Origin of the sequence: Nocardia cyriacigeorgica NBRC 100375 (genome assembly GCF_000308555.1) — a bacterium.
Lineage (GTDB): Bacteria > Actinomycetota > Actinomycetes > Mycobacteriales > Mycobacteriaceae > Nocardia > Nocardia cyriacigeorgica.
In genome coordinates, this window is the sequence record NZ_BAFY01000091.1 from 1 (window position 1) to 7,956 (window position 7,956).

Sequence of the window (7,956 nt, forward strand, 5' to 3'; positions counted from 1 at the left end):
GACGGCCAGTTCGGTAAGTGGCTCGAGGGCGCGCGGGACTGGAACATCAGCCGTAACCGCTACTGGGGCAGTCCGATCCCGGTGTGGGTCTCCGACGATCCGGCCTACCCGCGGGTGGACGTCTACGGCTCGCTCGACGAGCTCGAACGCGACTTCGGGGTGCGCCCGACCGATCTGCACCGGCCGATGATCGATGAGCTGACCCGTCCGAATCCGGACGATCCGACCGGCAAGTCGACCATGCGGCGGGTCCCGGAGGTACTCGACTGCTGGTTCGAGTCGGGTTCGATGCCCTATGCCCAGGTGCACTACCCGTTCGAGAACAAGGACTGGTTCGACAGCCACTTCCCGGGCGATTTCATCGTCGAGTACAACGGCCAGACCCGCGGCTGGTTCTACACCCTGCACGTGCTGGCCACCGCGCTGTTCGACAGCCCGGCATTCAAAACCGTTGCCGCGCACGGCATCGTGCTCGGCGACGACGGGCTGAAGATGAGCAAGTCCAAGGGCAACTACCCGGACGTGAAGGAGGTGTTCGACCGCGACGGCTCCGATGCGATGCGCTGGTTCCTGATGAGCTCGCCGATCCTGCGCGGTGGCAACCTCATCGTCACCGAGCGCGGCATCCGCGAGGGCGTCAGCCATGCGCTGCGCCCGCTGTGGAATGCGTGGACCTTCCTGCAGCTCTACGCCTCGAAACCGGGTGTGTGGCGCACGGATTCGGCGCATGTGCTCGACCGCTACATCCTGGCCAAGCTGGCGGCGACCAGGGACGCGATCACCGAGGCGCTCGAGGTCTACGACATCGCCGGCGCCTGCGACGAGCTGCGCACCTTCGCCGACGCGCTGACCAACTGGTATGTGCGCCGGTCGCGTTCGCGGTTCTGGGAGGAGGACCGCGACGCCGTCGACACCCTGCACACCGTGCTGGAGGTGACCACTCGACTGGCCGCTCCGCTGCTGCCGCTGATCACCGAGGTGATCTGGCGGGGGCTGACCGGCGGGCGGTCGGTGCATCTGACCGATTGGCCCACCGCGCAGGAGCTGCCGCACGATCCGGAGCTGGTCGCGGCGATGGACGAGGCACGCACGGTGTGTTCGACGGTGCTGAGCCTGCGGAAGGCGCAGAACCTGCGGGTGCGGCTGCCGCTGGCGGAGGTGACCATCGCCGCGGCCGACGCCGAGCGGCTGACGCCCTACGCCGACATCATCGCCGACGAGGTGAACGTCAAGAAGGTGGATCTCACCACCGATGTGGCCTCGCACGGCCGCTTCGAGCTGGTCGTCAACGCCCGTGCGGCCGGTCCGCGACTGGGCAAGGATGTGCAGACGGTGATCAAGGCCGTCAAGGCCGGCGAGTGGTCGGAGAACGCCGACGGCGTGGTGAGCGCGGCCGGTATCGAGTTGCTGCCGGAGGAGTACACCCAGCGGCTGGTGGCGGCGGAGCCGGAGTCCACCGCGGCCCTGCCCGGCAATGCCGGTCTGGTGGTGCTGAACTCGGTGGTCACCGAGGAGCTGGAGGCCGAGGGCTGGGCCCGCGACCTCATCCGCGATCTCCAGGAGACCCGTAAGTCGCTGGGCCTGGACGTCTCCGACCGGATCACGGTGGTGCTCGAGGTACCCGAGGAGCGGCAGGCGTGGGCGCAGACCCATCGGGACCTGATCGCCGGCGAAATCCTGGCTACCGAGCTGAGCTTCGGTGCAGCAGGCCCGGAGGCGGCCGAACTGGTCGGCGGGGTGCGCGCGACGGTCGCGAAGGTCTGAGCCGGGCCGGTGTGGGTGATGGGCACGAACCATCGCCCACACCGGTCGTGCGTGCCGAACCTCGGCCATCTGCGCTGGCTGCGGACTCGGCGCGAGGGGCGTGCCCGATAGCGGGAGCCGATATCGGTGGCGGATGCCCGGTCGATGTGTTCGACGCCGACCCTCGATAGGCCGCATGTCAGGGCGCGTAACCCAGCTCATCTGTGATCTAAATCACACCCCGGGGATTTGCTGAACCTGCCGCGTTCAGATTTCCCGCGCGGCACAATCAGGGCTGTTGCTGCTGGGACTGAAGTTCCTGCCGGTGCCGCAGTGACTATCGGTACGGATTGTTCTACCTGATACGCGTCCCGGTGGACGGCTCGTCGGCCGGGCCGACCGAAGGGCGAGCACGTGACGAGAACCCCGCTGCGCCGGCTCATCACCGGCTTCTGCTTCGCCGCCCTCGCGGCATTCACCCTGGCCACCCCCGCCGTGGCCGCCCCCGATACCGGCAGCTCCTCCGGCAGCGGCGGCTCCGGATCGTCCTCGGGCTCCGGATCGGGTTCGGGCTCGGGAAGTTCCAGCGGCTCGGCCGCGCTGCCGTTGCCCAGCCCGGCCGGACTCGGTGCGCTGGCCGCCGCCGTCACCCAGACCGGCAAACCCTATGAATGGGGCAGTGAGGGGCCGCATTCATGGGACTGCTCGGCGCTGGTCCAGTGGGCCTACGCGCAGGTCGGGGTGCGGCTGCCGCGCACGACCTGGGAACAGGCCGAGGTGGGTGCCGAGGTGCCGCGCTATGCCCTGTCGCCGGGCGATGTGGTGATCCTCAACGCCGACGCCTCACATGTCGGGATCTACGCGGGCTTCGGGCAGATCTTCAACGCCTACGGCCGCGGCGTCCCGGTCGGGCTCGCGCCGTTGAGCCAGTTTCAGATCTACTCGATCCGGCGGTTCTGAGCGGCTCGGCGGCCGGACCGCACCGAGGGACGAGGTCCGGGCGGATCAGTCGATCAGCTGCCGCAAGCGCGGGCCGTAATCGGGGTGTGCCAGCGCCGTGGCGAACTGGGCGACCAGGTAGTCGGCCGGGTTACCGGTGTCGTACCAGCGGCCCTTGATGACCTGGCCGTACACCGCGTGCCCGGAAGCGAAGGCGTTGATGGCGTCGGTGAGGTAGACCTCGCCGGTGCGGTGGGTGTACCAGCGCTCGGTCTGCTTGCGCAGCTCCTCGATGATGCCCGGTGTCACCACGTAGCCACCGATCGCCGCGTACGCCGACGGCGCGTCCTCCGGCTTCGGCTTCTCCATCAGCCCGGAGATGCGCAGCAACCCGTTGTCGAGGTCCTCGTGCACCATCGGCACGCCGTAGCGCTGCGATTCGTTCGGATCCATCGGCATCAGCGCCAGCACCGGGCAGCCGGTGGTCTCGTAGGCGGTGATCAGCTGCTGGGCGCGCGGGGTCTCGGCGACGAAGACGTCGTCGGGCCACAGCACCAGCATCGGCTCGTCACCGAGGGCGCGGGCGGCGTTGAGCACCGGGGTGCCGTTGCCGTAGGGGCCGTGCTGGTCCAGGTAGGTGATATGGCCGGCCCGCGACAGCTCGCCGACCTCTTCGACGGCGTCGGCGTAGGCGGTCTTTCCGTCGGCGCGCAGCTGCGCCACCAGCGCCGGGTTGGGCCGGAAGTGGTCCTGGATCAGCGATTTACCGCCGCTGACGACGATGGTGATATCGGTGATGCCGGAGGCGACCAGTTCGCGCACGGTGTGCTCGATCACCGGCTTGTCGCCGACCGGAAGCATCTCCTTGGGGATCGCCTTGGTCAGCGGCAGCAGGCGGGAACCGATACCGGCGGCGGGAATCACAGCCTTGCGGATCATCATGGACCGATCATCACATATCCGGCGCGGCGCCGAGTCCGATCCCCGGGCCGGATCGGCGGTTCTTCGGTGCCGACTGCACGTGATCACGGCAGGTCAGCGCCGTCCCCGGCAGTAACTGGGCAGAAGAGGAATCCGCAGGCAAACCGGCAGCGACGAACAGGTATCCCCGCATGGCCCGGCGCGGTGGTGTGCGACCGGGGCGAACCTGTCAGTGTGCGCGCGTAGATTCCTGCCCATGTGCGCCAGTCCTGGGACCGTCACCGAGTACGGCGCCTGGCATGGGGCGGCGTGCGGTGCGGCGGCCGAGTATCGGTCGCCGCGTACCCGGGCGCCGCAGGCAGGCTCTGGCATGCCGGAGCTTTCGGCCGCTATCGGTACTTCCGAACGGTCGAGCCAGGCGGGCCGATGATCGGCATGCACGGGATGGCTGCCGGGCCCCTCCAGCCATCCACCGGCGACTCGGTGGTGAGCCGGCAGCATCCGGCGACGGCCGATGATCCCGGAGCCGTCACTTCCCGCCGCTGGGTACTGCACATCGACATGGACGCCTTCTTCGCCTCCTGCGAACAGCTGACCCGGCCGACCCTGCGCGGCAGGCCGGTGCTCGTCGGCGGCACCGGCGGACGCGGCGTGGTCGCCGGCGCCAGCTACGAGGCCAGGGTGTACGGCGCGCGGTCGGCGATGCCGATGCATCAGGCGCGGCGGCTGGTCGGGGTCACGGCGGTGGTGGTGCCGCCGCGCGGCGCCGTCTACGGCGTGATGAGCGGGCAGGTGTTCGATGCGCTGCGCAGCCGCATCCCGGTGCTCGAGACGTTGTCGTTCGACGAGGCGTTCGGCGAGCCCGCCGAACTGGCAGGCGCATCCGTGGCGCAGGTGCACGAATTCTGCGCCGAGCTGCGGGCGCTGGTGCGCGACCGCACCGGGCTGGTCGCCTCGGTGGGCGCCGGAACCGGTAAGCAGCTCGCCAAAATCGCCTCCGGCCTGGCCAAACCCGATGGGATCCGGGTGGTCTCACCCGCCGAGCAGCAGCAGCTGCTGGCCGCGCTGCCGGTGCGCAAGCTGTGGGGGATCGGCCCGGTGGCCGATGCGAAGCTGCGTTCGCTCGGCATCGAGACCGTCGGCGCGTTCGCCGCGCTGCCCGAGGTGGAGGCGGTATCGATTCTCGGCAGCAGTGTCGGCGCCGCGCTGCACCGGCTGGCGCGCGGCATCGACGACCGGCCAGTCGCCGAGCGGGCCGAGGCCAAACAGATCAGCGCCGAATCGACTTTCGAACACGACATCGTCACCCTGGACCGGTTGCGCCTGGCCATCGACGATATGGCCGCGTCGGCGCATCGCCGCCTCGCCCGCGACGGTCGTGCCGCCCGCACCGTGGTGCTCAAGCTCAAGAAATCCGACATGAGCATCGTCACCAGGTCGTTCACCCTGCCCTACGCCACCGAGGATCTCGCCACCCTCACCGCGGCCGCCCAGCGCTCGGCCATCGACCCGCGGGAACTGGGTCCCATCCGCTTGGTCGGCGTCGGCTACGCGGGGCTGTCGGATGTGCGCCAGGAGTCGCTGTTCCCGGAGCTGGACCGGCGGCCGGAACTCGCCGCGATGGTCCGCGAGGACGAGTTGGAGGTCGACGAGCCGGTCCTCAGCGCCGCCGGCCGCGGCGGCCACCTCGGCCCCGAGCCGTCGGCCGCGGCGGCGCCGGACGGTGCCGCGACGACGGGTGATGACGCGCTGCCGGGCGGTGCCCCTGCCCCGGATGATGGCGCTGTGACCAGCGGAGTCGAGCATCCACCGGTCGATGCCGCGGCTCCCCACTGGCAACCCGGCACCGACGTCCACCATCCCGGCTTCGGTCACGGCTGGGTGCAGGGCGCCGGGCAGGGCCGGGTGACGGTGCGGTTCGAGACCCGCTCGACGGGACCGGGTCCGGCGCGTACCTTCGCGGCAGACGATCCCGTGCTGTCGCGGGCCGACCCGCTCCGCAGTCTGGACTGACGGGTACGCGCCCGACCGATCGGCGGGTAGCCTTGGTAACTCGTGCAGCGTCGCCGGTCGGGCGGGGCTGCCGTAGTGCCAACGACACAACCCCACTCGAACGCAAAGGACGAGCAGTTGAAGCTTCGTAAGACCGGACGCATCGCCATCGCGGGCCTGGCCGTGGCCGCCGCGCTGACCATGACCGCGTGTGGTGGCGACGACAAGGAATCGGACAAGCCGGCCAGGTCGACCACCACCAGCCAGTCGACGACCGCCGACGCCGCCGACAACCTGCCGCCGGTCCCCACTGCCGACGAGCTCAACCAGCAGCTGCAGCGCGCGCTCGACCCGAATGTGCCGAACGAAGAGAAGCTGCAGTGGATCCAGGGCGCCGAGGCGGATCCGAACCTGCCGACCACGCTGACGCAGGCCTACCAGCAGTCCGGCGCCTCCATCCAGGTGGTCAGCGTGACGCCGTTGGGCGACACGATCAGCGCCAACACGAACTTCGTGATCAACGGTCAGACGAACGAGGTCACCGTGCCGTTCGTTGCTGAGGACGGCAAGTGGAAGGTCCAGCAGCAGTGGGCTTGCGACATGCTGACGGCGGCCAGCCTGCAGTCGGCGGCCTGCCCGGCCTGATCGGCTCGCACAGCTGAACGACCAGTAACGGCCGATGCCCATGGTGGGCATCGGCCGTTACTCGTCGGTGCACCGCCGCCCCGATCGGCGCCGGCCGGTCACACCGTCCTACCCGCTAGTATCGGGCTCCGTGGCTGACACGATGGTGTGGGCGGGCGAACGGCCCGGCGAGACAACCGAACCCCGTCCGGCGCCCGTCGATCGTGGTGGCTGGGCGCGGCCGGTGGCCATCGTCGCCGCACTGATCGGCGCGTTGTGCGCCCTCGCGGTGCCGTTCCTTCCGGTGCGCATGGATGCCGCCACGATCAGCTGGCCGCAGGACGACGCGGCCCGCAGCGTCGCCGCCCCGCTGGTGTCGTACGCGCCGATCGGGTTGACCGCCGAGGTGCCGTGCGCGGCGATCTCGCGGCTGGCCGGCTCCGGCGGCGTGGTGTTCTCGACCATCCCGCGCCAGTCGGCCGATATGGAGCGCTACGGCTTCGTGGTCAAGGTGGTCGCCGATACCCCGGAGCGTCCCGGCCGGGTGGACGCTGTCGCACGCAACACGCTCGTGTGGTCGGCGCCGCTGGATCAGGTGCGCGATCAGGGCTGTGCGCTCGCAATCGACGTCTCGACCACCCGCGCGGCCGTCTCGGTGACCGGCGCCGGGCCCGCGGGCGCGGCCACCGAACGCGATCTGCGTCCGCAGGTGGTCGGGGTATTCAGCGATCTGGCCGGTGCGGTGCCGGACGGGATGCGCGTCGATATCGAGGTCGATTCGCGCTATTCCACCTCGCCGACGCCGATCAAGCTCGTCGTCATCGTGCTCGCCGTGCTGGCCACGCTGGTCTCGCTGGTGGCGCTGTATCGCCTGGACCGGCTCGACGGGCGCCGCGCCCGCCGCTTCCTGCCTTCGCGCTGGTGGCGGTTGACGCCGGTCGACTGGGTGGTGTTCGCGACGCTGCTGGTGTGGCATTTCGTCGGCGCCAACACCTCCGATGACGGCTACATCCTCGGCATGGCCCGCGGCGCGCAGAGTTCGGGCTACATGTCGAACTACTATCGCTGGTTCTCCGTCGACGAGGCGCCGTTCTACACGCCCTACACCGACGTCATCGGCTGGATGACGCATGTGTCGGTGGCGAGCACGTGGGTGCGGCTGCCGGTGCTGCTGTCGGCGTTGGTGTGCTGGTGGGTGATCAGCCGCGAGGTGATTCCGCGCCTCGGTGCCGGTGTGCGCGACAGCAGGATCGCGGTGTGGACCTCGGCGCTGGTGTTCCTGGCGTTCTGGCTGCCCTACAACAACGGCCTGCGCGCGGAGTTCGTGGTGGCCACCGGCGTGATCCTGACCTGGGTGTCGGTGGAGCGCGCCATCGCCACCCGGCGGCTGCTGCCCGCGGCGCTGGCGATCCTCATCGCCGCGATGACGTTGACCGCCGCGCCGTCGGGGGTGATCTGCGTGGCCGCGCTGATCGCCGGTGCGCGCACCGTGACCGCGGTGATCGTGCATCGCGCCAAGACCGTCGGCTATCTGGCCCAGCTGCTGCCGTTGTTCGCGGTGGGCGTGCTGGTGCTGACGGTGATCTTCGCCGACCGCAGCTTCAGCGCCTTCACCGAGATGCTGTACGTGCACGACCGGATCGGTCCCGGTGAGTCCTGGTTCTTCGAGTACCTGCGCTACCAGTACCTGATCCAGCCCAGCGGCGACGGCTGGCTGACGCGCCGGTTCGGTGTGTT

Annotated in this window: 6 protein-coding genes; 5 read left to right on the plus strand and 1 reads right to left on the minus strand. The window is 69.8% G+C overall.

What is annotated here, in order from left to right:
* Both RJ05_RS08770 and RJ05_RS08775 read left to right on the plus strand, forming a co-directional pair.
* Positions 1-1,764: class I tRNA ligase family protein (locus RJ05_RS08770; RefSeq protein WP_036535368.1), on the plus strand; the 1,764-nt coding region annotated here is incomplete at its 5' end.
* A 393-nt stretch (positions 1,765-2,157) separates the two neighbouring features.
* Positions 2,158-2,703: a C40 family peptidase gene (locus tag RJ05_RS08775; protein ID WP_036535372.1), complete on the plus strand. Its 546-nt coding sequence runs from the start codon at positions 2,158-2,160 to the stop codon at positions 2,701-2,703.
* Positions 2,704-2,748: 45 nt separating this feature from the next.
* Here the strand turns inward: RJ05_RS08775 and RJ05_RS08780 are convergent, their stop codons facing one another.
* Positions 2,749-3,624 carry a UTP--glucose-1-phosphate uridylyltransferase gene (locus RJ05_RS08780; RefSeq protein ID WP_036535374.1) on the minus strand — a complete coding sequence of 292 codons (876 nt, stop codon included), beginning with the start codon at positions 3,622-3,624 and terminating at the stop codon, positions 2,749-2,751.
* Between the two features lie 405 nt (positions 3,625-4,029).
* On the opposite strand from RJ05_RS08780, the gene RJ05_RS08785 reads away from it, so the two are divergent.
* The 3 genes from RJ05_RS08785 to RJ05_RS08795 form a co-directional block, all read left to right on the plus strand.
* On the plus strand, positions 4,030-5,616 hold the full coding sequence (locus RJ05_RS08785; protein WP_255220924.1) for a DNA polymerase IV: 1,587 nt from the start codon (positions 4,030-4,032) through the stop codon (positions 5,614-5,616).
* Positions 5,617-5,733: 117 nt separating this feature from the next.
* Entirely contained in the window at positions 5,734-6,240 is a 507-nt protein-coding gene (locus RJ05_RS08790) for a WKL family lipoprotein (RefSeq protein WP_036535377.1), read from the plus strand.
* Positions 6,241-6,370: 130 nt separating this feature from the next.
* On the plus strand, positions 6,371-7,956 hold a 1,586-nt coding region (locus tag RJ05_RS08795; protein WP_255220925.1), incomplete at its 3' end, for an arabinosyltransferase domain-containing protein.

Bases quoted from the DNA above. Each gene is read 5' to 3' on its own strand.
- RJ05_RS08780 (WP_036535374.1), bottom strand. From the start codon at position 3,624: ATGATGATCCGCAAGGCTGTGATTCCCGCCGCCGGTATCGGTTCCCGC.
- RJ05_RS08785 (WP_255220924.1), top strand. From the start codon at position 4,030: ATGATCGGCATGCACGGGATGGCTGCCGGGCCCCTCCAGCCATCCACC.